This window comes from Rheinheimera aquimaris (genome assembly GCF_020531985.1).
Taxonomy (GTDB): domain Bacteria; phylum Pseudomonadota; class Gammaproteobacteria; order Enterobacterales; family Alteromonadaceae; genus Alishewanella; species Alishewanella aquimaris.
On sequence record NZ_JAJAVQ010000002.1, the window covers coordinates 624,038 to 649,511 of the forward strand.

The window sequence follows — 25,474 nt, forward strand, 5'->3', positions numbered from 1 at the left end:
GGCGAGCGAAACGGAGACTACAGCATCATGAGTAACGATTTTACCTTCAGCATTAAAAGCATTGGCTTTGATGAGCATTATCAGCCGGCAGACAATACCCGGCTTACTACCAATTTTGCCAATCTGGCCAGAGGCGAAAGCCGCCAGCAAAATTTACGTAATGCGCTTCGGATGATCAACAACCGTTTTAATGCTTTAGCGCAATGGGACAACCCAAGCGCTGACCGCTATTCGGTCGAGCTGGAGATAGTGTCGGTTGATATTAATATCGAGGGCAGTGGCCATAGTTTTCCATCGATTGAAGTGCTGAAAACCAATATTGTCGATCACAAAACCAATACGCGTATAGAAGGTATCGTCGGCAATAATTTTTCGTCTTATGTGCGTGATTATGACTTCAGCGTACTGTTGCTTGAGCACAATAAGCAACAGGCCAGCTTTAGCGTGCCGGCTAACTTTGGTGAATTGCACGGCAAACTGTTTCAGCGCTTTGTTCACTCCGATACCTACAAGCAGCATTTTAGCAAGCTGCCGGTAATATGCCTCAGTGTGTCAGATGCCAAGGTGTATTACCGCACTGAGAATCAGCATCCGGTATTGGGGGTGGAATACCTGCCAAATGAATCCTCGCTAACCGAGCAGTATTTTAAAAAGATGGGCTTGCAGGTGCGCTATTTCATGCCAGCAAACAGTGTTGCGCCGCTGGCATTCTATTTCTTTGGCGACCTGCTGAATGATTACACCAATCTGGAGCTTATTAGCACCATCAGTACCATGGAGACGTTTCAAAAGATCTACCGGCCGGAGATATACAACGCCAATGCGGTGGCAGGTAAATGCTATCAGCCAAATTTAAAAAATCAGGACCATTCTATTACACAAATTGTGTATGACCGGGAAGAGCGCAGCAAGCTGGCCGTGGCGCAGGGCAAATTTGCTGAAGAACATTTTATTAAACCGCACCTGGCAGTACTGGAACAGTGGAGCTTAAGATGAAAAAACTATTACCAACCTCAACGGCGGGCAGTTTGCCTAAACCGTCTTGGCTCGCCGAGCCTGAAACACTGTGGTCAGAGTGGAAATTGCCGGCTGAAGAACTGCCTGACGGCAAACAAGATGCGTTGTGTTTATCACTGCACGAACAGCAGTTGGCAGGTGTCGATATTGTTAGCGATGGCGAGCAAACCCGGCAGCACTTTGTTACTACCTTTATTGAGCACTTAAGCGGCGTCGACTTTACCAAGCGCGAAACGGTGCGCATTCGTAACCGCTACGATGCCAGTGTACCTACTGTGGTTGGGCCGGTATCAAGGCCTAAACCGGTGTTTGTCAACGACGCAAAGTTTTTGCGCCAGCAAACCAAGCAGCCGATCAAGTGGGCTTTGCCAGGCCCGATGACGATGATCGACACGCTGTACGATGCGCATTATAAAAGCCGCAAAGACTTAGCGTGGGAATTTGCCAAAATACTGAACCAGGAAGCCAGAGAGTTAGAGGCGGCCGGTGTTGATATTATCCAGTTCGACGAGCCGGCCTTTAATGTGTTTTTTGATGACGTAAACGACTGGGGTATCGCCTGTTTAGAGCGCGCCATCGAAGGGCTGACATGCGAAACGGCCGTACATATTTGCTATGGCTATGGTATTAAAGCCAATACCGACTGGAAAAAGACGCTGGGTAACGAGTGGCGGCAATACGAAGCGGTATTGCCGAAACTGCAACAATCGAATATCGATATTATCTCGCTGGAGTGCCATAACTCACGGGTGCCGGTTGAACTGCTTGGCCTTATCCGCGGCAAAAAAGTGATGGTAGGTGCCATTGACGTGGCCACCGACAGCATTGAAACACCGGAAGAAGTAGCCGCTACGCTGCGCCAGGCGCTGAAATATGTGGATGCCGATAAACTATACCCCTGCACCAACTGCGGTATGGCACCGCTGGCACGGCACGTGGCAACCGGCAAACTAAAAGCGTTAGCCGCCGGTGCGGATATAGTGCGTAAAGAGCTTCAGGCATTACCATAAATTTCTTTATTGGCCAGCCAGCGTTTGATCAGCTGCAGGCTGGCGCTGCGATCCTGTTGCCACAGCTGGGTTGCCAGCTGTTGTGCTTGCGGCAGTAGCTCGGCATCACGGCTTAAGTCGGCAATTTTGAATTGCAGTACACCGGTCTGGCGGGTGCCGAGTAACTCGCCCGGGCCGCGTATTTCCAGGTCGCGCTGGGCAATAACAAAGCCGTCATTGCTGTCGCGCAGCACACCCAGCCGGGCCTGAGCCGTTTTTGACAGTGGCGCGTGATACAGTAGCACACAATGCGAGGCGGTGCTGCCACGACCCACCCGACCCCGCAGCTGGTGCAGCTGGGCTAAACCGAGCCGCTCCGGGTTTTCGATAATCATCAGGCTGGCGTTGGGTACATCTACCCCTACTTCAATCACCGTGGTTGCCACCAGTAAATCCAGCTCAGCGCTGCTGAATTGCTGCATCACAGCCTGTTTTTCGGCGGCTTTTAGCCGGCCGTGTACCAGCCCGATGCGCAGGTCCGGCAGTGCTTGCTGCAGCAGTACTAAGGTGTCTTCAGCGGCCTGATTTTGCAGCGTTTCTGACTCTTCAATCAGTGTGCATACCCAATAAGCCTGACGCTGCTCGGTTTTTACCGCGCTGCGTACCCGCTCAATAATATCGTCACGTCGGGTATCGGGTATCGCCACTGTTGTTACCGGTGTGCGTCCGGGAGGCAGTTCATCAATAATCGACGTGTCTAAGTCGGCATAGGCGGTCATTGCCAGCGTACGTGGAATGGGGGTTGCTGTCATAACCAATTGATGCGGATAGACACCGGCGATACCGCCTTTTTCGCGCAGCGCCAGGCGCTGATGCACGCCGAAGCGGTGCTGCTCATCAATAATAATCAATGCCAGCCGCTGGAAGCTGACTTGCTGTTGAAACAGCGCATGGGTGCCGACCACCATTTGTGCACTGCCATCGGCTATCGCATCCAGCGTGGTTTGCCGGGCCTTACCTTTGGTTTTACCGCCAAGCCAGGCCACGCTGATATCAAGCGGGGTAAACCAGCGGGCAAAGTTAGCGGCGTGCTGCTCGGCCAGTAACTCTGTCGGCGCCATTAATGCCACCTGATAGCCATTACCGATAGCGGTCAGCGCGGCCAGCGCGGCCACCAACGTTTTACCTGAACCAACATCTCCCTGCACCAAACGTAGCATTGGCAGCGTCTGACCTAAGTCATGGCGTATTTCTGCGGTAACTCTTTGCTGCGCGCCGGTGGGGGCAAAAGGTAATGCCGATAAAAAGCGCTGCTGCAGGCTTTGGTCGATCTGTAACGCTATGGCCTGTTGCTGTTGGCTCTGGCTGCGCAGTTTATGCATGCTGAGTTGCTGCGCGACCAGCTCTTCGATAATCAGCCGCTGCTGCGCCGGATGTTTGCCAAGCTCCAGCAGCTGCAGGCTGGCATCCGGTGGTGGGCGGTGAATATAGCTAAGGGCTTCAGTCAGTGACCAGCTGTGTTGCGTTTGCGAAGCAGGTAAATACTCGTCTGGCTGGCTGCGCAATAAATGCTGTAAGGCGGCATCAGTCAGGCTACGCCAGGTGGCCTGGCGCAAGCCTTCGGTAGTGGGGTAAATAGGTGTCAGCGTTTCACTGACTTCGGTCAGCAGCTCGTCGTTATGCAGCCGGTATTCCGGATGCAACATTTCCAGGCCACGCGGGCCGCGTTTGGCCTCGCCAAAACAGCGCAATAGCACACCCGGTGTGACGGCATTTTTCTGAGCCGCACTAAAATGAAAAAAACGTAGCGTCAGATAGCCGCTGCCATCTTTAATTTTCACCAGCCAGCTGCGTCTTTTACCGAGCTGAATTTCACTGCTGACGACTTCTCCGAGTACAGTGCCATGCATCAGCGGCATTAAGTCGGCAATGGCGTAAATGCGGGTACGGTCTTCATAACGTAGCGGCAGGTGGAATAGGATATCCTGCACCGACTCGATACCCAGCTTGCTGAGTTTCTCGGCGGCTTTAGCACCAACGCCTTTGATCACGGCGACCGGGGTTTGTTGTAGTGAACTGCTCACGCCTGGCTTGTCACTCTGGCTTTGCCTTTAACTGCTTGATCCTGGGGCTTAGCACCATATCGGTGTAAAGCCGCTTTACGGTACCATCAGTTTGCATGGCTTTTATATGCCGCTCGATGGTTGGCAGCAGCTTGATATACTGGCTTTGGCGGGATACACCTATGTTGATATGGGCGTTATTGCCGGTGCTGATATTCAGTGCTGCAATGCGAAAGCGATCCTGATAACTGCTGGTAGAGAAAATGGCATCAGAGGTGCTTACAGTCGGAGAAATAAGCGCGTCTACTCTGCCGCGGTACAGCATTTCCAGGCCAGACTCTATCGATTCTACTTCTGCCACATGTGAGCGGTTTTGCTGGATAAACTGCATGGTGTTTTCGCTGTACAGATAGCCGCGGATGCTGGCAACGGTCAGGTTTTTCAGCTGGCTGAATTGCGTTAGCGGCCTTTTATCACTGCGCAGTAAAAACACGCTTTCAGCGATGGTAGTCTCATAAGGCAGCAACACCATAATTTTTGCTCTGTCTTCGCTGAACTTCAGGTTAGACATTAAATCGACCTGGCCTTCTTCCATCAACCGGAAACAGCGATTTATCGTGGTTCTGGGTGTAAAACGCAGCGTAAAGCCGCTACGTCTGGCCAATTCACGCATCAAATCGACCGAGGGGCCATAAGGCTCTGCGACATCTTCATAATGGTGAAAGCCTGAGAAGTGATCCAGGCACCAGGTGAGTTCCGGCTGCTCAGGTTCGCTGTGGCTAACCGGCTCTTCAGATTTGAGCACGGTGCAAAACAACGCTGTGCCTGCAACAAGTATCTGTAATAGCCGGTGGTTACGCATACAACATCCTAGTGGGTGGACGGTACTTCCATCACGCCGTCGATTTCAATCTGGCTGGCACGCGGTAATGCCGACACCTGTACAGCCGCTCTGGCTGGATACGGCTCGGCAAAGTACTGGCTCATAATCTCATTGACGGTGGCAAACTGGCTTAAATCGGTCAGGAAAATATTCACTTTGACCATGTCGTTCAGGCCACCGCCAGCCGCTTCACATACGGCCGCCAGATTTTTAAACACCTGATGTGTCTGCTCGGCAAAATCGTCTGACACCATTTGCATAGTTGATGGCACTAACGGGATTTGCCCTGACAGATACACGGTAGTACCAATTTTTACCGCCTGGCTGTAAGTGCCGATAGCTTTCGGTGCATCATTGGTACGGATAATCACTTTTGACATGGGTTTTATTTCCTTCTGTATACTTTCTGTACATCCGGCATGACGCGTATCTTACGCATTACATTGGCCAGTTGTATTCTGTCGCGTACCGACAGCGTAATTTTGATCACGTACTCACCGGTGTCGCGATCATCGGTTGCCAGATCCTGAATGTTTGAATCCTGCGAGGCAATAAGGGTGGTCAGTTTTGCCAGCACACCCTGACGGTTAACAATAAACACGCGGATATCGCACAGGAATTGTTTATCGCCGGTTTTATCCCAGCGCACCGGGAAGAATTTACCCGGCTCTTTATCCCAGCCTTTAATGTTACGGCAATCTGCCCGGTGCACATTCAGGCCTTTACCCGGTGTGGCACTGGCGACTATTTCATCGCCGGGAATCGGCCGGCAACATTTAGCGAACGTCAACAGCATACCTTCAGAGCCGATAATAAAGGCTTTGCTCTTCTGCATTGGGCCGACATTGTCTTTCTGGCTGCTTTCATCTGACTCAAATTCGCCCAGCAAGCGCCGTGCTACGGCAATGGCCAGTTGGTTGCCAAGGCCGATTTCACTGCACAGCTCATCCAGCGATTTCTGTTTCGTATTCTGCAGCACCTGTTCAATACGCTCCGGTGCGATATCTTCCAGTTTTACTTCACCAAGCGCTGAACTGAGCAAGCGCCGGCCCAGGCCAATAGATTCGTTCTGCTGCTGCTTTTTCAGATAATTACGAATACCTAAAATCGCACGGCTGGTCACCACATAGTTCAGCCAGTTAGCATTAGGTTTGCCGCCCGGGCTGGTGACAATTTCTACCGTCTGGCCAGTTTCCAGCGGTTTATTAAGCGGATAGGGGCGACGGTCGACTTTGGCACCGACGCAGCGGTTACCAATATCGGTGTGCACAGCATAAGCAAAGTCAACGGCAGTGGCGCCTATCGGCAGCTCGACAATTTTACCCTTGGGTGAAAACACATACAGCTCATCCGGGTACAGTTCAGATTTAACATTTTCGACAAACTCTGCGCTGTTGCCGGCATTTTGCTGCAGCTCCAGCAGGCTTTGCATCCAGCGCCTGGCACGAATTTGCGCTGTGGTGTCCTGATGCTGGCCGTTGGCTTTATACATCCAGTGCGCGGCAATACCTTTATCGGCCATTTCATCCATTTCACGGGTGCGCATCTGTATTTCAACCGGAATACCGTGTGGCCCCACCAGCGAGGTGTGCAGCGACTGATAACCGTTCTGTTTGGGAATGGCGATATAGTCTTTAAAACGGATTTCAATCGGTTTATACAGGTTGTGCACCACGCCAAGCGTGCGGTAGCAATGGTCGATACTGTCGACCACCACTCGAAAGGCGTAGATGTCCATCACATCGTTGAACATCAGCTCTTTGTTTTTCATCTTACGGTAGATGCTGTACAGGTGCTTCTCGCGGCCACTGACATCAGCATTGATGCCGGCTTGCTCCAGCCGGCCTAAAATTTCATGCTGAATTTTCTCCAGCAGTTCGCGCCGGTTGCCGCGGGCCTGTTTAACAGCTGTCGACAGTGCGCGGTAGCGCATTGGGTATAGTGCCTGGAAACCCCAGTCTTCCAGCTCGTTTTTAATGTTGTGAATACCCAGGCGGTTGGCGATAGGGGCGTACAGTTCAAGCGTTTCTTTGGCAATACGGCGGCGCTTTTCTGGCCGCAGGGCGCCCAAGGTGCGCATATTGTGGGTGCGGTCTGCCAGCTTGATTAAGATAACGCGGATATCCTGCGTCATCGCCATAAACATTTTTTGCAGGTTGGTGACTTCGAACTCGTGATAATCTTTAAACTTTACTTTATCGAGCTTGCTGACGCCCTGAACCAGCTCGGCTACGGTGTCACCAAATTTACTGGCAAGTTCTTCTTTGCTAACCGGAGTGTCTTCAATCACATCGTGCAGCAGCGCGGCCATCAGGGTTTCATGGTCCATATGCATATCAGCCAGAATACTGCTGACAGCAACCGGGTGAGTAATATACGGCTCGCCGCTGGAGCGGATTTGCGGCGCGTGCGCGTCGCGCGCGACCACATAGGCCTGTTGCACTAAGGCAACCTGCTCGGGTGGTAAGTAAGCACTAATCTGTTTTTTCAGACCTTCAAATAAATACACCTGTGCTCCCAAACTGCGACAGCAAACAAAACACGCCGTTAAGCGCGGGATTTATTATGAATATACGTCTATTTGTTACAGTTGCCAACGGCTAATACGCCGCTGGCCTGCAGATGGCGGGGGTTTTTAGTGGTCTGAACCAATAATAGCGGCTACCGCTGCCATTTCTGACGCTTCCTGCTGGATTTGATCGCGACGTTCCTGCTCATCCAGTACTGAGTTGGTGATCAGGCCTTTTTCGATTTCGCGCAGGGCAACAACAGTAGGTTTATCGTTTTCGATATCTACCATAGGCTCTTTGCCTTCAACGGCTAACTGACGGGCACGGCGTGCAGCCACCAGAATTAAGTCAAAACGGTTACCAATTTTATCTACTGCATCTTGAACAGTTACGCGTGCCATTTACCACTCCAGTGTTCGGGCCATCACAAGACCGCATAGTTTACGCTAGTTTGCTGTTTTCGCCAACAGTTGTGTAAGCAGCGCCTTGTGTTTGCAGGCCTGGCTGCCAAAACCATTGCGCTGCGCCAGCACAATGCGCTCAAACTCCGCCAGTGCCGTATCAAAGTTATCGTTAATAATCAGGTACTCGTATTCACCGGCATGGCTCATTTCACTTTGTGCCTGCGCCATACGTTTGGCGATAACCTCGCTTGAGTCCTGGCCGCGGTTATTTAAACGTTGTTCCAGTTCGCTCAGGCTTGGTGGCAGGATAAAAATGCCCTTGGCTGATGGTTCTTGCTTTTTAATCTGCCGTGCGCCCTGCCAGTCGATGTCGAGAAATACATCGATGCCCTGGTTTAAGCTGTCGCGAATGGTACTTTTAGAGGTGCCATAGTAGTTGCCAAATACTTCAGCCCATTCAAAAAACTCATTGTTGGCAATTAAGGCTTTAAACTCGTCCACGCTGATAAAGTGATAGTGCACGCCGTTTAGCTCTCCGGGGCGTGGCGCGCGGGTCGTGTGAGATACACTGACCTGCATATCGTGGTGGCGTTTCAGTAATGCCTGGATCAGGCTGGATTTACCGGCACCACTTGGTGCGGAAATAATAAATAAGTTACCTGCAAGTTCCTGCATAGCTGTTCACAGTTGGCGGTTAAAGACAGCGGATTTTAGACGCTACCTGTTCGACGTGCAAATTTGTCTGGGCAAACTCTGGTTGTAGCGCAAATAGCGCTGCTCACGTCAACACGCCGTGAACCCGTCCCTGGGGGCTCGTTTCCGCCCATCCAGGGCTTCAACGGTTGACTTAGAGCAGCGCTATTTACGCAGATATCACTGCGGTGTTTCCTATCTTTTCGTTTTCGCCTTAACAGATAGTGTCAGCGTAAAGGTTGCCATGGCTTCGTCACCATGCAGGCTGGGGCAGGTAACCACCACCGACACCGGCTTGTTTATCCGCTCGCCACTGGCTAATGACTCGTCAATCATCGCATCGATAATATCGCCATCGTGGCTGGTAAAGTGCACCTTCGCTTCTGGGCGTTTTAAAAACTGCCCCTGTACATCTTTAAAGGCAAAGTTGGCATTTACGCCACGCGCTTTGGCTTTGCTGAACACCAGAAAAGCACCGGCTAAATCAGCGCCTATCGCCAGCGCACCAAAATAAATGCTGCCCAGATGGTTTTTTGTCCGCCAGCTGTGCGGCATGGTGACTTCCAGCGTTTTGCTATCCATCCGCACGATCCGGGGTGAACAAAAACCTATCAGCGGGATATAGCGCCAGGCGAATAATTTCAGGCCCCAGTTGGCTTTGCTTAAAGAGATGGCCATTGCTCTGGCTCCTTAGTTAACTATGCAGGCGAGCTTACACTGGTAAGACCATTGCTGCAAGGCAACCGCTCGGGCGCTTAAAGATACCACTCGTCCGGATTCTGTTGGGTAGCTTAAAGCGAGCTATAGTAGAGTCTGAATACATAATAATTTCTAAAAGCAGGGTGTTAACGACGTGCGCTGGTATGTTGGCTTTTATGCGCTGATGCTGCTTGGTTGCGTTTGTCTGACCAAGCTGCAGGCTATGGTGCTGAGTCAGGATGAATATCTGTATCGTGTTTGGTCGGTAGAGTCCGGCTTGCCACAGATTTCGGTTACCGCTATTGCCCAGGATGCACAGGGTTTTCTCTGGCTGGGTACGCAAAATGGCCTGGCGCGGTTTGATGGTGTGCACTTTGATGTATTCAATACCGCCAATACCCCTGCGTTCTCGTCTAATTTGATTACGGCACTGCATATCGATCAGCAGCAACGGCTGTGGATTGGCACGGTAAACGGCCTGATGCGTTACCAGCAAGGCCAGTTTAGCAGGCTGGATCAGCAGCAACCGCTGCAAGGCAATATTACCAGTTTTGCTGAGCTTTCAGATGGCACTATGTATGTTGGTGGTGCCCAGTTGTATCAATGGCGTGAGCCGCAGGCGGAACTGACACCTGTCGCGGCACATAACGGTGCGGTATTTCAGTTGTTTCAGCAACAGGACACTGTTTGGGTTGGTGCGTTAAATGGCTTTGGTATCTTAACGGCTGACGGTTATCAGTGGCACAACGCACCACAGAACCTTGCCGGGCTTCAAATCAGCGAGTTGGCCAGACAAGACAGCGATCTTTACCTTGGGTCGAATCTCGGCCTGTTTCGCTGGCAGCGTGGACAATGGCAGGCGATGACGTTGCCGGGGCAGCCGGATGAAACCCGGATTGAGCTGTTGTATCTCGATCCACAACAGAAGTTGTGGGTGGCCAGTTATGACAAGTTGTATAGCTTGCAGCAGGGACAATTACTGCTGGCAGACAGCGTGCAAGGGCCGGTGGAACGCTTCTCCTGGATAGAGTCGATGCTGCAAGACCGGCACGGTAATATCTGGCTTGGTAGCCATTCTCACGGCTTGAAGCGGTTGCGGCGGCCACCGACCCAAAGATTTAGTAAAGAACAGGGTATCGCCGACCCCTATGTCTGGGCGGTGCAGCCGTGGCAGCAACATTTACTGGCTGGTACCAGCGGTGGCTTATCGTTACTGCAACATGGCCGGTTTCAGCCACTGATGGCGAATCAGTATCTGCCCAGTGTATTTGTTTACAGTATGCTGCTGGACAGTGAGCAAAGGCTGTGGGTAGGTACCCGGGCCGGCCTGAGCCGGTTGGACGGTAAAAATCTGGCCTGGCAACGTAATTATGCGGACATTTCTCACTTGCTGGTGACTACGCTGGCGCAGGAAGGTGAGCGTATCTGGGTGGGCACTAACGGCGGCCTGTTTTATCTGCAGGATGATGAGTTGCAGCAACAACAGGTGCCGCAAGTGCTGCAACAGGCCAAAATACGCATAGTACTGCCCGACAGCCAGCAAAGGTTATGGGTTGGTACCGAAAATGGTTTGTTCCTGCGCGACAAGGAGAGTTTTGCCCGGCTTGATAATATGCCGCTATCCGGTAGCTTTATCAGCACGGTAAAACAATTTGCCGACGGCAACATTCTGGTTGGCAGTTTTGATCAGGGTTTTGTATTGGGTCAGCCCGGGAATTGGCGTTGGTTCACCCAGTTGCAGGGGTTACCCGGTAATGGCGTCATGCACGCAGAATTAGTTGAAAATCAGTTGCTAATCAGTAACTTTCAGGGCTTTTACCGGGTGAATTATCCGGCCTTAACGCAAGGCAGCGTCGAACAGCTCTACATGCTGGTGGACGACCGCCGGCCAGATGCGGAAACTGATTCGCACCGCTGTTGCAACGGAGCCGGCAGCAGCAAAGGCGCGCTGCATCAGGGACGGGTGTGGTACCCGACATTGAACGGCGTGTTGTCTTTACCCTTGCAGCAACTTATCCAGCATGCACCGGTACCCGAGCCGGTAATCAGAAGTCTAACTGCAGGTTCAGAGCGCTATCGCAGTAATAACGTGCGGTTAGCTCCGGAGCAGAGTGACTGGCATTTTCGCTTTACCGCGCCCTATTTTGTCTATCCTTCATCAGTACAGTTCCGCTATCAGCTGCATGGTTATGACAACAACTGGATAGATGCCGGTACTCGGCGTGAGGCGTTTTACACCAACCTGCCACCGGGAAACTACAGCTTTAACGTACAGGTACGCCTGGCCGCTGATTATCGTTGGAGCGACACTGTCACTATGAATATCGAGCTTCGCCCGTATTGGTATGAAACCACCTGGGCCAGAGCCCTGTTTTTACTGTTAATGTTGCTGATACTGTGTGGCCTGTACCGCTGGCGTCTGCTGGCATTGGCCAGATCACAACGGCAGCTGGCGAAGCTGGTGGCCGAGCGCACCTGCGAGCTGCATCAGGCCAATGAGAAGTTGCAGCAAATGAGTATGCAGGATGCGCTGACCGGCTTACACAACAGACGTTATCTGGACATTAATATTGAGCAGATTTTGTCGCGTAGCGCACGTAGCGGGGGCTTACTGACATTGGCGTTGCTGGATTTGGATCATTTTAAAAGCATTAATGACAAGCTGGGGCATCAGGTTGGTGATGTCATATTAAAACAACTGGCTGATATAGTCCGTCAAAGCAGCCGTAGCGCTGATCATCTGATCCGTTGGGGGGGCGAAGAGTTTTTGCTGATCCTGGAACACAATGATGATGTCCCCCGGGCATTGCAGCGGCTGTTGCAGGCGATTAAGCAACACCCGTGGCAGCAACTGCCCAAACCGCTGACGTGCTCTGTCGGTGCTGTGACGTTCAGTGCCGAAGCCAACTGGCAGCAACAACTGCAATGGGCAGATCAGGCGTTGTATTGGGTGAAGCAGCACGGCCGCGATGGCTATTTGCTGCTACAGCAAGGGGGAAATTTGCGTGAAAACATGGATTTAGCGCTATTGCTGCGTGACGGTACCGTGCCAGTACACAGCGACAAGCTGCCGCTACCTGACTGAATGCATTTTGCCGCACGCGACGGATTTGGGTATAGTCCGCTTTCAGATTAACAGGGCCGGAGAGGGAAATGGATACACTAGGTGCAGTCACCTTAGTCAGACGTGTGTCGGAGCAACACTGTGCGGTAACTGTAGCCACTACGCTAATAAACTGGCTCAGTTATAACGATCTGGGCGTAGACCATGCAAGGCGGCCGGCGAAGTTGCGCGAAGCCCTGGAAAACAACCCGACACATGCCGCCGCTGTCAGCAATGTGCTGTTTGGCTGGCTTGGTCAGGTGAATATTTATCCGGCACTGGTGAATTCAGGTATTTTTTCCCGCCGCGGTTTTTTTCGTGAAATCACTTTGCGCTTGTACGAGCGGTTAAACCCGGCGCCGCGTGATCAGAACGATTTTAAAGATGTGCTGGGGCAAATATTCAACGGCAAACCGGCAGCGCTGTGGTTACAAGACAGTGGCAGCGATGCGATGTTAGGCTGTTTTGATGCCCTGGCAGCAAATTGTGACGCCACGACACTACAGAAAATGCTCGGGCATTTTCGCGAAGAAAGCCTGTACGCGCTGGAAATGCTGGCCATTTGGGTCGCTGCCGAGGAAATTGAACCTGATCTAATGCGCCTCGACCGGCGCTTAACCAGCGTAGATTCGCCTTTTATTGCATTAAGCCGCGAAATGAACCTGTTTGTTGAAACTGGCAGAGAACAACTGCATAATCCGCAGCTGGCGCTGCACGATACCGCGCATTTCGCTGTGATGATGCAGCAATCACGCGAGCAGGTAGAGCGCTTGCGCCGCCGTGGCGCCGGGGTGGGTAGCTCAGTAGCCGTGGCGCATCTACTCGAGCGGTTAGAGCAAACTTTAGACCGGATAGACTTGCTGGTCGATATGCTCATCAGCGAGCCGGCCGTACAGCGGCAAAAGTTGTTTAGTTTATTCAGTATTCTTATTCAAGCCAGCACCGAGCAAAGCAGTATCAGTGCGCTGTGGCGCAGCAGTACTCAAATGTTGTCAAAAAGCATCACGGTAAACAAAAGTGGCCACGGCGAACACTATATTACCCGTAACAAAAAGCAGTTTTTTGCGCTGATGCGCTCCGCCGCCGGCGCCGGGGTAATTATTGCGCTGATGGCGCTGCTGAAAATTTGTATCGACAGCCTGGGCTTCAGCCCGTTTCAGTGCGCGGTGTTGTTTAGTTTAAATTACGGTTTGGGCTTTGTGCTGGTACATATGCTGCACTTTACCATTGCCACCAAACAACCGGCGATGACGGCTGCCAGCTTTGCACAGGAAGTAGAACGCGGCGAAAACGGCCGTGCAGTGCACCGTAAACTGGCCGGGTTATTAATTGACGTAAATCGCTCGCAGTGGGCGGCGGTGTGGGGCAACGTTAGCAGCGCCATTGTGTTGGCGGCCTGTATTGCGCTGGGAGCCGTGTTGTTTCGCGGCACGCCGCTGCTAAGTGCAGAAGTGGTAGCGTACCAGTTGTATGCGATATCGCCGCTGGCCGGGTTGGCGTTAATGTACGCCGCTATTGCCGGTATCTGGCTGTTTTGTGCCGGTATCATCGCCGGCTTCTTTGATAACCGCGCCAACTGTCTGGAACTACGGCTGCGCTTATTTCACCACCCGTTGCTGAAAAAGCTGCTGCGCGACGCGCCGCGGCAAAAGTTAGCCGATTATGTACACGACAACTACGGCGCTCTGGCCGGTAACTTCTTCTTCGGTGTGCTGCTGGGCATGACCGGCTATATTGGCTATTTAACCGGCTTACCGCTGGATATCCGCCATGTGGCATTCTCGTCGGCCAACCTGGGCTACAGTGCGGTAAGTGGCGAAATAGGCGTGCTTAGCTTCTTGTTACACTTGGTGTTTGTGCTGCTAATCGGCTTTGTTAACCTCTGGGTTAGCTTTACCTTGGCGCTAACGGTGGCCCTGCGTGCGCGCGGTACCCGCATTAGCCGTTTACCGCTGCTGTTAAAAAGCCTGTGGGAGCAGGCCAAACAGCAGCCGCTGAACCTGTTCTTCCCGGTGAATGCCATTAAGTTGGCGATGGCGGAAGAGGGCGTAAAAGCGGAAACAAAAGCTGACAAGGCCATGGTACAAGACAAGTAACCCCCGACTGTATTACGCCGTTGGCGGCTTGTGGTAAAATGGCCGCCTCTATTTGCGTATCCCGGAGTTGTAGTGTCAGCATTAGCCAATTTATATCCACAGCCGTTATGGCAATGGTTTGCACAAATTTGCGCCATTCCGCACCCCTCTAAGCATGAACAGGCACTGAGTCAGCATATTCAGGCCTGGGCCCGCGATAAAGGTTTAAGCCTGACAGAAGATCGGGTTGGTAACCTGATTATCCGCAAGCCTGCTACTGCAGGCATGGAAAACTGTAAACCTGTGGTGATCCAGGCGCATTTGGATATGGTGCCGCAAAAAAACGCAGACAAAGTGCACGACTTTACCAAAGATCCGATTGAAGCCTATGTTGATGGCGACTGGGTTAAAGCCAATGGCACTACGCTGGGCGCTGACAATGGTATTGGTATGGCATCGGCACTGGCGATTCTGGGCAGTGACGATATTAAACACGGCCCGTTGGAAGTGCTACTGACCGTCGATGAAGAAGCAGGCATGACCGGTGCCTTTGGCGTGGAAGCCGGCATGTTGCAAGCAGAGATCCTGATCAATACCGACTCCGAGCAGGAAGGTGAAATTTATATGGGCTGCGCCGGCGGTGTCGATGCTGAGTTCACAGTGCCGGTGCAGTGGCAAGCTACTGCAGGCGATGTAACCGCATTTAACCTCAGCCTGACCGGACTAAAAGGCGGCCATTCCGGTGTTAATATTCACTTGGGCCGCGGTAATGCCAACAAACTGCTGGCACGGTTTTTAGCCGATAACGTCGCAGCATTAAATATCGCTGTCGCCGGTTTTAACGGCGGTTCTTTGCGTAATGCGATACCACGTGAAGCGACCGTCACGTTAACCGTTCCGGCGGCAAAACTGTCCCAGCTGCAGCAGCAGGTAGCAGAATTTGAGGCTTTACTGCGCCAGGAACTGGCAGCCGTTGAGCCAGCCCTAACATTAAGCCTGACAGAACAGCCTTTACCGCAAAAGGTGCTGACAACTGCAACGCAGCAAAAGCTGATTAATCTGTTAAATGTCTGCCCGAACGGTGTAATGCGCATGAGTGACGAGGTTGAAGGTGTCACCGAAACATCGCTGAACATGGGCGTGATTACCACCCAAACTAACAGTATTCAGGTGCTGTGTTTAATCCGCTCCTTAATTGACAGCGGCCGTGAGCAAGTGCAAAGCATGTTAAGCTCGCTGGCACAGCTCTCAGGTGCCGAAGTGAAATTCAGCGGTGCTTACCCGGGCTGGAAACCGGACCCGGCATCACCTGTCATGGCGGTAGTAAAAGACACTTATCAGGCCATTTACAACAAAGAGCCGGTGATTATGGTTATTCACGCCGGTTTAGAGTGCGGTCTGTTTAAAAAACCGTATCCGGACATGGATATGGTGTCTATCGGCCCGACTATCCGCTTCCCGCACGGGCCGGATGAAATGGTTAATATCACCACAGTAGGGCAATACTGGGAACTGCTGCTGGCTGTACTGGAACGCATACCAGAGCGTAGCTGAGTTAACAGTTATGTTTAAGCCCCTGCTTCAGTGGGGCTTTGCTACTTGATGTACTGCATACATGTCAATTCTGATGAATCAGAAGGAACTTTGTGAAGTTGCTCATAAGCACTGACACATTGGATCATCTTATATTTTTGTAGTAAAACGGGGGATATTATTATCGAAAAAGCTAATATAGTTGCCCCAACTATAATCGCTTTGGGTGTATTCATGCGTTTTCTCTGAATAATTTGTATTGTTCCCATTACTTCTTCAACTATCATAGTTGCTATTGACAGCGTTGGCCTTATAGTTATGTCTGTTCTCGATCTAAGCGCGGCGGCTGATAAGGCGATTATGGTACAGATCTTCTACCGGAAAAATCATCGTATAGTCATCCCAATTAAGGTTGCCATCTTCTAGCTTGTAAGCCAGAAAATTATCCTGCTTTTTATACGGCTCATAATCCGGATGGCCGACAGAGAATATAAAGGGCGCAAAGTCGACAACAGTGTTGTGGCCGTCACTAAATGTGATGTCCAGAATGTGTCCCGTTACATGCTGCGCATTAATTACCGATAATACGGACATTTTTCACCTTCTGCGTAATAAGTTGCGGGCTAATGTGCTTTTTCTTAACGAAGTAGTCTACCCATTTATTCACTATGTCGTCAGCATAAGCGTGGACAAATTCCTCAAATTCTTTGCGCTTTTTGCTCTCTAAGCCCGCGCCTTTGTCTTTGACAACAATCTTGTGAATGCGTCCGTTCAGCATATGAATTTCAGCTTTAGACTCTGCCCCCTGAAATTTTCCGTGGATGTGAATAGGCTCGTGCTCATTACTGTAAAAGAAAAGTATGATTCCAAGATACTCATATATTTTCGGCATGTCGCGCTCCTTGTCCGCTCCGTTGACCAATGGCAATGTTAGGTATAATCAAACCTAAAATAAACAAATAATTCACAATACTGCTAATGTTAACCAGAAAAATATTGGTTCTTGCATTGATTTCGGATTTAAAGCGCGCGGCTTTTGGCTATTCGTATGTCAGCCAGACAGAAGAAATAGTGTTTTCTCCAAGCACGGTTGGCTGGCCTATAAGCTGTTGTAAGCCTCTGCCATTTCGAGTATTTTCTACATTAAATTTACAAGAGCAGAAATGTAGCAATAACCCGGAGAAATATACTGATGAGTGATGATTTGATTAAAACACAAGGCCAGTGTCGCTGTGGGCAGGTAACATTTGAAGTATCTGCAAAACCTATGATTACTATGGCGTGCCATTGCACTGGCTGTCAGAAAATGACAGCCAGTGCTTTTAGCCTGAGTTCGTTATTTCCCGCTGAGGCTTTCACTGTTACAGCCGGTGAGCCTGTTATTGGTGGTTTGCATGGCGCTACACGGCACTATTTTTGTGGCCATTGCCTGAGCTGGCTGTTTACACGGCCTGAAGGCATGGATGACTTTGTTAATGTGCGCTCTGCTATGTTGGACGATGCTCAGCATTATCAGCCCTTTATTGAAACCTACACCGATGAAAAACTGCAGTGGGCCGCTACCGGAGCAAAGCACAGCTTTAGCAAGTTTCCACCGCAAGAGTCATTTCCGCAACTGCTCGCAGGCTATGCTGCTTATGCAAAGTAGCTAAGCGGACTATTGCTTAGCGGCTATTGTACGATGTTTCAGCGCTTTTTTATCAGTCGTCGGTTTTGCCTGGCATTACCGTGACTGACATCGGTGAATCAGCTATTTACGTCACAGGTCTGTATAGTGTTACGCTGGCGTACTAGTTTTAATAGCTGCGGCAGCATCAGGCCCAGCAACACAACCGCCATACCGGTAACCTGAATAGATGTGACCTCTTGTCCCATCATCACAGCCGTAAGCGCAGCACATACCGGAATTAAATTAAAAAACAGCGCAGCTGTAGCAGAACCTAAGCGCTGTACCGCGTTTAAAAAGAACACATAGCCCACCACAGTGCCAAACACGCCGATATAAATCACCGCCATGATGCCTTGCAGCGGCAAACTCAGCAGCTCAGTAACCGGATGAATATCACCTTGTGTGGCGTTAAATGCCAGAATAAAAGCGTCACCCGCCAGCATGCTGACCAGCGTAAACGGCAATAAAGGTAACCAGCCGGCTACTTTTTGTGAGGCTGTGGTGTAGACGGACCACAGCAACATAGCGGCAATAATCGTCAGATCGCCCTGATTAAACTGAAATTGTGCCAGTGCCTGCCAGCTGCCATTAGTAATAACCAGCAACACGCCTGACAAGCCGATCGCCAGGCTCAGCGCCTGTGTTCTGCTTAACCATTTACGTGACAGCGCAGCAACCATCAGTGCGGTCACCAAAGGGCTTAGTGCCATCACTAAAGCGCCGTTGGTCGCCGCCGTGTGTTTTACGCCGGTAAACAGCAGTAAATTAAAGCCACCCACGCCCGCTATGCTGAGCAGCAATAACCAGGCGTACTGTTTAATGCTAAGCCGGGGCCAGTGCTGGCGTTTAACCAGCAGACAAATCACCAGACACAGAGCCGCGATACTAAACCGCCACACCACCAGCGAGTTTTCAGTCATTTGGCCCAGTACCAGCTTGGACACCGGAAATACACTGCCCCAGCTAAAAATGCTGAGCACTAACAAAGATACTGTAACGATGGGAGTTTGATGTTTCATAAATCTGACCAGCTTGTTTTGCTTGCTTTATATTTTATTTATTTCAAAATTAAAATATATAACGATATTTAGCAGGTTAAATGCCATAAATGAAACCTAACTATTCGCTGGATGATATGCGTCTGTTCTGGTTAGTGGCGCAAGCTGGCAGTTTTCGTCAGGCAGCAGAGCAGGAGGGGGTGCCGCCATCGACGTTAAGCCGGCGGATCAATGCGCTGGAGCAGACGTTGGGGCTGCGCTTACTGCACCGGGACGCACACCGGATTAATCTGACCGGGACCGGGCGCCAGTACTTTGAACGTTTTGGCCCGTTGTTTAATGAGCTGGATGATATTTCCGGCGATTTACACGCCGAAAAGCATGAGCCTGCCGGCACGCTCAGAGTTGCAGTGCCGGTGAATACCATGTACCGCTGGCTGGCGACAGCGCTGAATCAGTTTCAGTTACGTTATCCAAAAATTGATTTAGATATCCGGATGTCAAACTGGGTCATTGATGTTGGCGAGCAGGCAATCGATTTAGCTATCCGGGTCGGCGAACCCGCGCTGCAGGGGTGGATAGCCCGGCCGCTGACCAGAGTGCAGTCACTGCTGTGTGCCAGCAGCCGGGCAGTGCAGTGGCATCAGATCACACACCCGTCCGAGCTGGTGCAGTACCCGTTAGTGGTAAGCAGCCCAATCAACGTCTGGCGGTTTGAACACCAGCACTCTGAGCAGCAATTTGAATACCGGCCGCAGGGTAATGTCCGGCTGACAGTTGATGATATGAACATTGCCATGCAAGCCGTGGCCGCCGGTGTGGGGATTGGCTATTTGCCGCGACGGGTTGTGCTTGAGCATATGCAACAGGGCGAACTGATGGCGCTGGCACCTGACTGGCTGGGGCCGCTGCGTAAAACCTATCTGTTGTATCGCGACCGCGATAACCAGCCGCTGCGCTTGCGTTTGTTAATTGAGCACCTGCTGCAAGTCGCACCGGCTGAGTATTAATTAACCTTGTTGCAGTAAATACTCCAGCGCGCCGGTCACCGCCGCTACCTGTGCCTGGATACATTGCTCTGGTGTTGCGCTGGGGCTGTCAGGGTATACCTCAGTAGTACTGACCAGAGGCGCATCAGTTACGCTGCCGCACAAGCCCAGTGTGGCTTTGGCGTAGTTAATCACGCCCGGTTGCTGCATGGGCTCACCGATTAATTTGCCCTCATCATCCGGCTCGGCAATGTGGGTTACCTTTGCCACACTGTCGATAATGGCTTTTTGCAACGCCGGGCATGGGTGCTCTGCATCATCCACGGTGTAATAACCATCAGGGATATTCCAGTTTTTGTTCACAGTGCCGTCTTGCGCCGCTTTGGCCGGGCGGAACTCGCTGTTGTCGGAATCCGTGGTTTCATGCAGGTCTATATGCAGTGAAAACTGCGTATCCAGGCTGGCCAGATATTGCCTTACCTGCTGCGCTTCGCTGGCTTTGCCGCTTTCGCCGAAGCTGCGGTTTGGGTCTATCGCCTGTGGGTTCCAGCGGTTGATAGTTTCATAGCCCCAGGGGCTGATGCAGGGTAACACCAGAATGTTCACCTTTTCGCTATACGCTTGGGCTTTGGTTTGCAGAAAACGCAATGCGCCATGCACGCCGCTGGTTTCATAGCCATGTACGCCGCCTGTTACTAATACTGTTGGCTTGTTGCTTTGCCAGTTGCGGCTTTTTACCGCAAACAACGGGTAGCTTTTTCCACAGACATGCTGATAGTCCAGCTCGCCGTACTGTTCAACATCGAAGTCGTTATTAAGCGCGGCTATAGCAGGTAGTACGTCGTCGAAAAAACTGCGCTTAATCTGTTGCTCGCTCAGCCACTGCGCTTTTTCAGCGTCTCCCCACGGCTGGCCGACAGTGCCGATATGGTAAATTTTGTCCATTGCTCTTCCGTTATAATGCTGTCATTTGTACGACTGAATAGCCGGCAACTATAACATTGACGTCGATTGAACAAAAACAGTCCTATGCAAAGAATTGCGGCAGTACTACCGAAGCCTGAATGAATTGCACTGTTAAAATTTACAACTACCTTGTTGCTGTAAACTGATGTGCTGCTGCGGTGCGCTGGCATCCAGTACGTCAATATGCTCAATCTGCAGCAGGGGGATTTCAATACTGTCGCTGTCCTGCTGCAGCAACAAAAACTCTTGTTGAGCATTACTGCGGGTATCGTGTGCGGTGCCGTGAACGGCCGAACCGTCGAGCAGGTGTACAGCGACCGGGTAACGGCGCATGCAGATGATTTCTATATGATCATGTAAATCGCAGGCTAGAACATTGGCGGACATGATAGCTCCGGGCAAAGGTGCGGTAAGGGCGGTAGTCATGTAATAGCGCTGAATATTGCACTCGTCAAATTTATTACCAAATACTTAGCTTGCTAACTAAATAAAGGTGGTGTAAAATACTTAGCATGCTAACTAATTGCTGAGTATGCGATGACTGACACCACTGATCTGAACGATATGAAAGCCATGCTGCAGGTGCCGCTGGGTAACCAGATTGGCCGTGTACACCGCTTATGGCGCAGTGCTATTACTGCCGCCGTGCAATCACTGGATATGACCGAAGCGCGCTGGACAGCCATGCTGCATTTGCAGCTGTTGGGTGAGGGCGCAACTCAGCAGGCTCTGGCGCAGGAGTTGGGGATTGAGATGCCATCGTTAAGCCGCACGCTCGGTCAACTGGTTGAACTGGACATGTTGGAGCGGCGGCCACACCCGACCGATAAAAGAGCACACTGCCTGTATTTTACCCCTGCCGGCCAGCAAACACTGACTAAACTGATTGAACGCACGATGCAAATCAGGCAGGCGTTGTATCGGGATTTAACACCGGCTGCGGTGCAGCAACTGATGCAGGCGCTGGATCTGATGGAGCGCAACGCCCGCGCCTTATTGGTAACCACGGCAGCGGAGGATAATCTATGACACCGGATCAGGTTTTTAAACGCTGGGTGCACGGTGCGATCGTCGTCTTTGTTATCGCCTTTGTGTATTTTATTGTCGCTGATATCTGGTTACCGCTCAGTGCCCAGGCCCGTGTTATGCATCCGGTCGTTGGCATCGCCTCAGAGGTGAGTGGCCAGGTTACACAGGTGCTGGTGCAGAATAATCAGCAGGTAAAAACCGGTGACATTTTGTTTAGTCTGGACAAGCAAAGCTATCAGCTGGCAGTCGATAAAGCAGAACTGGCGCTGGAGGCCGCGCAGCAGGAAAATACTCAGCTTGATGCCGCAATTGCCTCGGCTCAGGCCAGTGTGGCGGCGTATCAGGCGCAGGCAGAGGAACTCGGGTTGGAAGTCAAACGGCTGCAGCAGCTGATAGGTTCGCGCAGTGTGTCGCAGCAGCAACTGGATAAAGCGGCTGCCAATTATCAGGCGGCGCTGGCACAGGTTGACGCGGCTAAAGCGCAGGCTCATGAGCTGGTGGTACGCCGGGGCGAGCCGGGCGAGGCTAACTTACTGTTACGCCAGGCCGCTAATGCACTGGCAAATGCGCGGTTAAACCTGCAGTACACTGATGTGCGCGCCAAGGTAGATGGTGTGATGACCAACCTGCAACTGGTACCGGGCAATTATGCTACGGCCGGCAAAACACTGGCGGCGCTGGTGGCAAATGAAGCCGATATTATTGCTGATTTTCGGGAAAAGTCGTTAACAAAAGTCAAAGCCGGTACAGCAGCCAGTGTGATGTTTGATGGCTTGCCGGGACAGGTATTTGCTGCCACGGTGCGCGCTATCGATGCCGGTGTCAAAGATGGTCAGTTGAACGCCGATGGCAGCCTGGCGAACCCGGAAAGTTCTGATCGCTGGGTGCGTGATGCGCAGTATCTGCGCTTACACCTGACTCTGGATGATAGCGATGCGGTGTTGGCCGCGTTGCCTACCGGTGCCCGCGCGACTGTACAGCTTTACCCTGCCGCAGGCCCGGCGCGTTGGTTGGGCCAGGCACAGGCACGCTTGATCAGCCTGTTGCATTATATCTATTAAGGGGTAAAGCATGTCTTCGCCCGCCAGTGTTACTCACCCCAAACTGCAGCTGAGCAGCAATGATGTCAGGCAGTGTCTGCGCATTGCCTTTGGCGGCACACTGGGCTTTGTCGTGTGCAAACTGATGGACTGGAACTACGGTACCTTTTTTGCGGTTAACCCTATGCTGCTACTGGGGCTGGTGCCGGTATTAAATGCGCATGTGGTTCGACAGTTTATCGCCGGTATTTTATTTGTCAGTGTCAGTGTGTTGCTGGTGCAGGGGCTGTTTGGCGACAAACCGGGCCTGATGACGTTGCTGGTGATCCTACAGTTTGGTTTTTTATTCCGTTGTATGACACAAGGCGTACATTTTTTGTTTGGTGCCACCACCCTGGTAGGCTTGTCGATGCAGTTGCATTTTGCCAGTTATCCGGCACCGCTGACCCATGTTGGCGATATCGTGATGTCGAACCTGATGGCCGGTGTCTTTACGTTGTTTGTCACGTTTTTAATGTACACGCTATTTCCGGATACCTCGCCGCGCGCTGCTCGCCAGATGCCGGCTAAACCGCTGAGCAACCAACGCCATGAAGTGATCCTGGCAACTACGGTGGCAACCCTGTCGTTTCTCGTATTTCAAAGCTTTGATCTGATCGATTCGTTGTCGGCGCAGGTAGCATCAGTGCTGGTGTTGTTTCCGCTAAACTGGCACGGCGCCGGCAAAGCGGGTTGGAACCGGGCTATTGGCACGCTGGTGGGGTGTAATGTCGGGCTGGCCATTCAGCTGCTGCTTTACAGCCATTCGAATATTTTGCTGTTTGTCACGCTGGCGATGTGGGTCAGCATCATGCTGTTTGCCCGCCATCATATGTTTGAAGGCGGTCAGTCTGGCGCGGGTTTTGGTGCCATGACAACGATGGGAATTTTATTCGGCCAGTATCTGACGCCACAAAGTGATCTGGTGTACAGCGCCTTGTACCGCTTTAGTTCAGTCGCTATTTCAGTGGTTTGTACGCTGATTGCGGTGTATCTGATGCATCAGTTGTTAAACCGTTTCGCCGCCACACGCTTACAGTTGCCCTAGCCAGCGCTGAAACCGTCCAGGGGAGCTACGGCGTTTTCTGCCCTGTTGTGCTATTACTGTTGCTACGTTGCCGGTGTTTTTTGCCCGGGCAAAGCAGTGCAAAGGACAGTAAGATGACAAAAACAACCTTGTCGATTGACAGTGAGTTTGTGGTGTTAAACCCGAACCAGCAGGCGTCCGTTGAGTTGGCTGACGGTGGTTTATATCAGCGGCTGGATTCAGCCTATAACGGCTTTGCCGGCCATCAGCTGGTGTCGTGTTACGCGTTCAGTGCTAACTGGCCAAGCTGGGAGAGGCACCCGAACGGTGATGAAATCGTGATCCTGTTAAGCGGCCAGACGGAGTTTATTCTGCAAACCGACGATGGCGATGTCAGTATTAAGCTAAGCCGGCAGGGCGAATATGTGCTGGTTCCTCGTAATGTCTGGCATACCGCCAGAACAGAGGGCAGTTGTAAGCTGTTGTTTATCACCCCGGGTGAAGGCACCGAACACCGGCCTGCTTAAATACTGCAACGGCAACATGAGCGTAAATAGTAAAGCCCCATGTAGGGGCTTTATCTGGCACGGCGGCTTATTGCAGGTGGTCTTTTAACTCACGACCAGCCTGGTCCAGTGCGTCTTGCACTGCCGGTACATCGCTTAGCACGTTCAGCAAACCAAAGTCATGGATCATGCCGTTATAGCGTACTGTAGTCACTGTCACACCTGCATCGCTCAGATGGCGGCCATAGGCTTCACCTTCATCACGCAGCACGTCCATTTCAGCGGTCTGAATTAATGCCGGTGGCAAGCCCTGCAACTGGGCTTTGGTCGCACGCAGCGGTGAGGCATAAATCTCGTTACGCTGCTCCTGTGACGTGGTGTAACTATCCCAGAACCACTGCATCATGTTGCGGGTTAAAAAGTGGCCATCGGCATAGGTATGGTAAGACGTATTGTTAAAGCTGGCATCGGTGACCGGCCACAGCAACAGCTGGAATTTCAGCGTCGGTGTGCCTGCTTCTTTCGCTTTCAATGCCACTACCGCCGCCATGTTACCACCGACGCTATTACCGGCTACCGCTAAACGGCTGCCGTCGACACCAATTTGTTTACCGTTCTTTGCTACCCATTGGGTTGCCGCATACGCCTGGTTAATTGCCGTTGGGTATTTTGCTTCCGGTGATGGTGTGTAATCAACATACACTGCCGCTGCACCAGAGCGCTGCACCAAATCGCGGATTAAACGCTCATGCGTTGGAAAATCGCCCAGTACCCAGCCACCACCGTGGAAGAACATAAAGGCCGGTAAAGTACCTGTGCTGCCTTGGGGTTTAACGATAACCAGTTTAATGCTCTGGCCATCCACTTTGATAATTTTTTCGCTGACATCAGCAGCCGGTAAGGTGGCACCTTGTTGTGCGCCGGTTAATACTGCACGGGCATCTTTAGGTGATAACTGCTCCAGTGGTTTACCGCCACCCTGGGCTAAGGCATTTAAGAAGCCCTGTGTTTTCGTTTCAACGCCCGGTGAGCCTGCGGCAATGGCATTGCCGATACTTAATGCTAACAGGCTGGCAGTGATTACAGTGTTTAATGTTTTCATGGTGTGTTCCTCAAAGTTTATCAGTTAGTTGCTTAAGTAAGTTACGCAGCCAAGCAAGTTGTGTTGCTTACGTCGTACCGCGGTTGATGCTTATATTACGCAACTGAATTTCTTTTTGGCGCCATATTGTCTAAAGTATG

General features: G+C 51.6%; 24 protein-coding genes. 11 read left to right on the forward strand and 13 right to left on the reverse strand.

The features are described from left to right. Positions 1 to 27 precede the first annotated feature (27 nt). Both LHL18_RS07770 and LHL18_RS07775 read left to right on the forward strand, forming a co-directional pair. Positions 28 to 996 carry a DUF1852 domain-containing protein gene (locus tag LHL18_RS07770; protein WP_226766480.1) on the forward strand — a complete coding sequence of 323 codons (969 nt, stop codon included), beginning with the start codon at positions 28 to 30 and terminating at the stop codon, positions 994 to 996. Continuing rightward, positions 993 to 2,027, forward strand: coding sequence for a methionine synthase (locus LHL18_RS07775; RefSeq protein WP_226766481.1), 1,035 nt, complete (start codon positions 993 to 995; stop codon positions 2,025 to 2,027). The genes LHL18_RS07770 and LHL18_RS07775 overlap by 4 nt, the downstream gene beginning before the upstream one ends. Here LHL18_RS07775 and recG read toward each other — a convergent pair. From recG to LHL18_RS07810, 7 genes are all read right to left on the reverse strand, one after another. Next, positions 2,012 to 4,090, reverse strand: coding sequence for an ATP-dependent DNA helicase RecG (recG, locus tag LHL18_RS07780; RefSeq protein ID WP_226766482.1), 2,079 nt, complete (start codon positions 4,088 to 4,090; stop codon positions 2,012 to 2,014). The genes LHL18_RS07775 and recG overlap by 16 nt on opposite strands. Before the next feature lie 10 nt (positions 4,091 to 4,100). Further along, the gene (locus LHL18_RS07785) at positions 4,101 to 4,931 is read right to left on the reverse strand and encodes a substrate-binding periplasmic protein (protein ID WP_226766483.1); all 831 of its coding nucleotides are present in this window, start codon (positions 4,929 to 4,931) and stop codon (positions 4,101 to 4,103) included. 8 nt (positions 4,932 to 4,939) lie between these two features. Further along, on the reverse strand, positions 4,940 to 5,332 hold the full coding sequence (locus LHL18_RS07790; RefSeq protein ID WP_226766484.1) for a RidA family protein: 393 nt from the start codon (positions 5,330 to 5,332) through the stop codon (positions 4,940 to 4,942). Between the two features lie 5 nt (positions 5,333 to 5,337). Further along, positions 5,338 to 7,461 carry a bifunctional GTP diphosphokinase/guanosine-3',5'-bis pyrophosphate 3'-pyrophosphohydrolase gene (gene spoT / locus LHL18_RS07795; protein WP_134052559.1) on the reverse strand — a complete coding sequence of 708 codons (2,124 nt, stop codon included), beginning with the start codon at positions 7,459 to 7,461 and terminating at the stop codon, positions 5,338 to 5,340. A 126-nt stretch (positions 7,462 to 7,587) separates the two neighbouring features. Further along, entirely contained in the window at positions 7,588 to 7,863 is a 276-nt protein-coding gene (rpoZ, locus tag LHL18_RS07800; protein WP_134052557.1) for a DNA-directed RNA polymerase subunit omega, read from the reverse strand. Positions 7,864 to 7,908: 45 nt separating this feature from the next. After that, complete coding sequence (gmk, locus tag LHL18_RS07805) at positions 7,909 to 8,541, reverse strand: guanylate kinase (protein WP_226766485.1); 633 nt, start codon at positions 8,539 to 8,541, stop codon at positions 7,909 to 7,911. Between the two features lie 213 nt (positions 8,542 to 8,754). Further along, complete coding sequence (locus LHL18_RS07810) at positions 8,755 to 9,237, reverse strand: DUF4442 domain-containing protein (protein WP_226766486.1); 483 nt, start codon at positions 9,235 to 9,237, stop codon at positions 8,755 to 8,757. 175 nt (positions 9,238 to 9,412) lie between these two features. Between LHL18_RS07810 and LHL18_RS07815 the strand changes: the two genes are divergently transcribed. The 3 genes from LHL18_RS07815 to LHL18_RS07825 all read left to right on the forward strand — a co-directional run bounded on the left by LHL18_RS07815 (position 9,413) and on the right by LHL18_RS07825 (position 15,990). Then, on the forward strand, positions 9,413 to 12,343 hold the full coding sequence (locus LHL18_RS07815; protein ID WP_226766487.1) for a diguanylate cyclase: 2,931 nt from the start codon (positions 9,413 to 9,415) through the stop codon (positions 12,341 to 12,343). A 68-nt stretch (positions 12,344 to 12,411) separates the two neighbouring features. Further along, entirely contained in the window at positions 12,412 to 14,457 is a 2,046-nt protein-coding gene (locus LHL18_RS07820) for a site-specific recombinase (protein WP_226766488.1), read from the forward strand. 72 nt (positions 14,458 to 14,529) lie between these two features. Further along, positions 14,530 to 15,990, forward strand: a complete 1,461-nt coding sequence (locus LHL18_RS07825; protein ID WP_226766489.1) for an aminoacyl-histidine dipeptidase — start codon at positions 14,530 to 14,532, stop codon at positions 15,988 to 15,990. 312 nt (positions 15,991 to 16,302) lie between these two features. Here LHL18_RS07825 and LHL18_RS07830 read toward each other — a convergent pair whose 3' ends face one another. Both LHL18_RS07830 and LHL18_RS07835 read right to left on the reverse strand, forming a co-directional pair. Beyond that, positions 16,303 to 16,563 carry a DUF2442 domain-containing protein gene (locus tag LHL18_RS07830; RefSeq protein WP_226766490.1) on the reverse strand — a complete coding sequence of 87 codons (261 nt, stop codon included), beginning with the start codon at positions 16,561 to 16,563 and terminating at the stop codon, positions 16,303 to 16,305. Further along, positions 16,541 to 16,861: a DUF4160 domain-containing protein gene (locus tag LHL18_RS07835; RefSeq protein WP_226766491.1), complete on the reverse strand. Its 321-nt coding sequence runs from the start codon at positions 16,859 to 16,861 to the stop codon at positions 16,541 to 16,543. Before LHL18_RS07835 ends, LHL18_RS07830 begins: the two co-directional genes overlap by 23 nt. A gap of 300 nt (positions 16,862 to 17,161) precedes the next feature. Between LHL18_RS07835 and LHL18_RS07840 the strand changes: the two genes are divergently transcribed. Next, the gene (locus LHL18_RS07840) at positions 17,162 to 17,617 is read left to right on the forward strand and encodes a GFA family protein (RefSeq protein ID WP_226766492.1); all 456 of its coding nucleotides are present in this window, start codon (positions 17,162 to 17,164) and stop codon (positions 17,615 to 17,617) included. Positions 17,618 to 17,715: 98 nt separating this feature from the next. On the opposite strand, the gene LHL18_RS07845 is transcribed toward LHL18_RS07840, so the two are convergent. Then, a complete protein-coding gene (locus LHL18_RS07845) occupies positions 17,716 to 18,657 on the reverse strand; it encodes a DMT family transporter (RefSeq protein ID WP_226766493.1) in 942 nt (313 codons plus the stop codon). Positions 18,658 to 18,746: 89 nt separating this feature from the next. On the opposite strand from LHL18_RS07845, the gene LHL18_RS07850 reads away from it, so the two are divergent. Continuing rightward, positions 18,747 to 19,646: a LysR family transcriptional regulator gene (locus LHL18_RS07850; protein ID WP_134052547.1), complete on the forward strand. Its 900-nt coding sequence runs from the start codon at positions 18,747 to 18,749 to the stop codon at positions 19,644 to 19,646. On the opposite strand, the gene LHL18_RS07855 is transcribed toward LHL18_RS07850, so the two are convergent. Both LHL18_RS07855 and LHL18_RS07860 read right to left on the reverse strand, forming a co-directional pair. Then, complete coding sequence (locus LHL18_RS07855; protein ID WP_226766494.1) at positions 19,647 to 20,570, reverse strand: M14 family metallopeptidase; 924 nt, start codon at positions 20,568 to 20,570, stop codon at positions 19,647 to 19,649. A 132-nt stretch (positions 20,571 to 20,702) separates the two neighbouring features. After that, positions 20,703 to 20,978 (reverse strand): Rho-binding antiterminator, encoded by a 276-nt coding sequence (locus tag LHL18_RS07860; RefSeq protein ID WP_166670388.1) that lies wholly within the window; start codon positions 20,976 to 20,978, stop codon positions 20,703 to 20,705. A 150-nt stretch (positions 20,979 to 21,128) separates the two neighbouring features. Here LHL18_RS07860 and LHL18_RS07865 point away from each other — a divergent pair, with 150 nt between their 5' ends. The 4 genes from LHL18_RS07865 (at position 21,129) to LHL18_RS07880 (ending at position 24,253) form a co-directional block, all read left to right on the forward strand. Beyond that, entirely contained in the window at positions 21,129 to 21,620 is a 492-nt protein-coding gene (locus LHL18_RS07865; RefSeq protein WP_206109411.1) for a MarR family winged helix-turn-helix transcriptional regulator, read from the forward strand. After that, on the forward strand, positions 21,617 to 22,681 hold the full coding sequence (locus LHL18_RS07870; protein WP_226766495.1) for an HlyD family secretion protein: 1,065 nt from the start codon (positions 21,617 to 21,619) through the stop codon (positions 22,679 to 22,681). The genes LHL18_RS07865 and LHL18_RS07870 overlap by 4 nt, the downstream gene beginning before the upstream one ends. A gap of 10 nt (positions 22,682 to 22,691) precedes the next feature. After that, positions 22,692 to 23,747, forward strand: coding sequence for a DUF2955 domain-containing protein (locus LHL18_RS07875; RefSeq protein ID WP_134052536.1), 1,056 nt, complete (start codon positions 22,692 to 22,694; stop codon positions 23,745 to 23,747). A 113-nt stretch (positions 23,748 to 23,860) separates the two neighbouring features. Next, the gene (locus tag LHL18_RS07880) at positions 23,861 to 24,253 is read left to right on the forward strand and encodes a cupin domain-containing protein (RefSeq protein WP_226766496.1); all 393 of its coding nucleotides are present in this window, start codon (positions 23,861 to 23,863) and stop codon (positions 24,251 to 24,253) included. 67 nt (positions 24,254 to 24,320) lie between these two features. On the opposite strand, the gene LHL18_RS07885 is transcribed toward LHL18_RS07880, so the two are convergent. Next, positions 24,321 to 25,334 (reverse strand): alpha/beta hydrolase, encoded by a 1,014-nt coding sequence (locus LHL18_RS07885; protein ID WP_226766497.1) that lies wholly within the window; start codon positions 25,332 to 25,334, stop codon positions 24,321 to 24,323. Between the last annotated feature and the right edge of the window lie 140 nt (positions 25,335 to 25,474).

Excerpts from the sequence above, each read along its gene's own strand:
- LHL18_RS07770 (WP_226766480.1), top strand. The coding sequence starts at position 28 with ATGAGTAACGATTTTACCTTCAGCATTAAAAGCATTGGCTTTGATGAG.
- LHL18_RS07775 (WP_226766481.1), top strand. The coding sequence starts at position 993 with ATGAAAAAACTATTACCAACCTCAACGGCGGGCAGTTTGCCTAAACCG.
- LHL18_RS07785 (WP_226766483.1), bottom strand. The coding sequence starts at position 4,931 with ATGCGTAACCACCGGCTATTACAGATACTTGTTGCAGGCACAGCGTTG.
- LHL18_RS07790 (WP_226766484.1), bottom strand. The coding sequence starts at position 5,332 with ATGTCAAAAGTGATTATCCGTACCAATGATGCACCGAAAGCTATCGGC.
- rpoZ (WP_134052557.1), bottom strand. The coding sequence starts at position 7,863 with ATGGCACGCGTAACTGTTCAAGATGCAGTAGATAAAATTGGTAACCGT.
- gmk (WP_226766485.1), bottom strand. The coding sequence starts at position 8,541 with ATGCAGGAACTTGCAGGTAACTTATTTATTATTTCCGCACCAAGTGGT.
- LHL18_RS07810 (WP_226766486.1), bottom strand. The coding sequence starts at position 9,237 with ATGGCCATCTCTTTAAGCAAAGCCAACTGGGGCCTGAAATTATTCGCC.
- LHL18_RS07820 (WP_226766488.1), top strand. The coding sequence starts at position 12,412 with ATGGATACACTAGGTGCAGTCACCTTAGTCAGACGTGTGTCGGAGCAA.
- LHL18_RS07830 (WP_226766490.1), bottom strand. The coding sequence starts at position 16,563 with ATGTCCGTATTATCGGTAATTAATGCGCAGCATGTAACGGGACACATT.
- LHL18_RS07835 (WP_226766491.1), bottom strand. The coding sequence starts at position 16,861 with ATGCCGAAAATATATGAGTATCTTGGAATCATACTTTTCTTTTACAGT.
- LHL18_RS07840 (WP_226766492.1), top strand. The coding sequence starts at position 17,162 with ATGAGTGATGATTTGATTAAAACACAAGGCCAGTGTCGCTGTGGGCAG.
- LHL18_RS07845 (WP_226766493.1), bottom strand. The coding sequence starts at position 18,657 with ATGAAACATCAAACTCCCATCGTTACAGTATCTTTGTTAGTGCTCAGC.
- LHL18_RS07850 (WP_134052547.1), top strand. The coding sequence starts at position 18,747 with ATGAAACCTAACTATTCGCTGGATGATATGCGTCTGTTCTGGTTAGTG.
- LHL18_RS07855 (WP_226766494.1), bottom strand. The coding sequence starts at position 20,570 with ATGGACAAAATTTACCATATCGGCACTGTCGGCCAGCCGTGGGGAGAC.
- LHL18_RS07860 (WP_166670388.1), bottom strand. The coding sequence starts at position 20,978 with ATGTCCGCCAATGTTCTAGCCTGCGATTTACATGATCATATAGAAATC.
- LHL18_RS07865 (WP_206109411.1), top strand. The coding sequence starts at position 21,129 with ATGACTGACACCACTGATCTGAACGATATGAAAGCCATGCTGCAGGTG.
- LHL18_RS07870 (WP_226766495.1), top strand. The coding sequence starts at position 21,617 with ATGACACCGGATCAGGTTTTTAAACGCTGGGTGCACGGTGCGATCGTC.
- LHL18_RS07875 (WP_134052536.1), top strand. The coding sequence starts at position 22,692 with ATGTCTTCGCCCGCCAGTGTTACTCACCCCAAACTGCAGCTGAGCAGC.
- LHL18_RS07880 (WP_226766496.1), top strand. The coding sequence starts at position 23,861 with ATGACAAAAACAACCTTGTCGATTGACAGTGAGTTTGTGGTGTTAAAC.
- LHL18_RS07885 (WP_226766497.1), bottom strand. The coding sequence starts at position 25,334 with ATGAAAACATTAAACACTGTAATCACTGCCAGCCTGTTAGCATTAAGT.